The organism is Alcanivorax sp. 24 (assembly GCF_004360225.1).
Taxonomy (GTDB): domain Bacteria; phylum Pseudomonadota; class Gammaproteobacteria; order Pseudomonadales; family Alcanivoracaceae; genus Alloalcanivorax; species Alloalcanivorax xiamenensis.
In genome coordinates this window covers 1-1316 of the sequence record NZ_SNUA01000037.1, presented here as the reverse complement: position 1 = coordinate 1316, position 1316 = coordinate 1, and the positions used below count along the sequence as shown (strand labels likewise).

At 62.5% G+C, this 1316-nt stretch carries 1 protein-coding gene; it reads left to right on the top strand.

The annotated features are described in order from the left end of the window. Positions 1-1281: outer membrane protein transport protein (locus tag E0L37_RS21150; RefSeq protein WP_240687532.1), on the top strand; the 1281-nt coding region annotated here is incomplete at its 5' end. Between the last annotated feature and the right edge of the window lie 35 nt (positions 1282-1316).

Below are 1316 nucleotides of genomic sequence, written 5' to 3'. Positions count from 1 at the left end.
GCCGCGGCGCTGTTGCTTGCCCCGGCGATCGCTTGCGCGAACATGGGTAACATCGCCACCACCTACGGTGTCCTGCCCAGTGACGTCGCCACCGTCCAGGCCCTCTCCATGTTCAACACCCAGGTCTCCACCACCTACTACAACCCGGCCTTCCTCGCCCGCGACACTCGCGGCGAAATGACCGCCGGACTCATGCACACCGACCCCAACCTCAAGGCCGACAGCCAACAACACGGCAAGTACAAGGTCCAGGACGATCCCACCCAGCAGATCCTCCTCGGCCTGCGCACCGATCTCTCCGGCATCACCGAACTGGGACAGTCCGTGGTCCTCGGCCTGCTGCTCGGCTCCGAGAAGTACTCCCAGGAACTGATGGCTTTCACCTCACAGACCGCCCCTTATGGCCAGTACTTCAATCACGGCCGTGAGCCGCTGTTCCTGTCCCTAGGCATCGGCACCAACATCTGGCGCGGTCTCGCCATCGGCTTCGCCACCCGCGTCACCCTCCACTCCGACGCCAAGCTGGTCGCTCACACCGACCTCTCCGGCAACACCCAGTACGAGACCCTCGACGTCACCGCCAAACCCGTGCTGCGCCCCATCCTCAGCATGAGCCTGGACTGGAAGGAGACCTTCTGCCCCGACGCCGACTGCTGGTACAACGGCGTGGAAACCGCCTTCGCCTTCCGGGGATACTCCTATGCCCGCGTCAGCGTCGACGCCAACACCATCATTCCCGGCACCATCCCCGAGCCGGGTCTGTTCATTAATCTGAGCACCATCGACTCCTACCAGCCCAACACCTATGTGTTCGGCACCCAGGTCAAGCGCGGCAAGTGGCGTACCGGGGTGGCGTTGGAATTCCAGGAATGGTCCAAGCTCGAAGACAAACTGACCGGTGGCCACGACGACATCAAGGACGTCGGTGATCTACAGTTCCGCGACACCTTTATTCCCCGCATCGGCGTGGAGTACGAGTTCGAGCCCGGCATCGGCTTCTCCGGCGGCATCGCCTACCAGGAATCGCCACTGGAGACCGGCGTCAATAAAGAGATCAACTATCTGGACGCCCGCCGCACCATCTTCGGCCTGGGCTTCCACGCCACCGCCCAGCGGGTCTATGGCTTCAAGCACCCGGTGCGCTTTGATCTGGCCTACCAGTACCACGCCATCGGCGAGCGGGACTTCCGTTTGCTCTCCGACCAGACCGGCAACGACGACCGCGTCAAGACCGACGGTGACGTCAACGTCTTCGCCGCCTCCATCAGCATGCAGTTTTAAGGGGGGAGAACCTTATGATTCGCGGAACCTTTAAC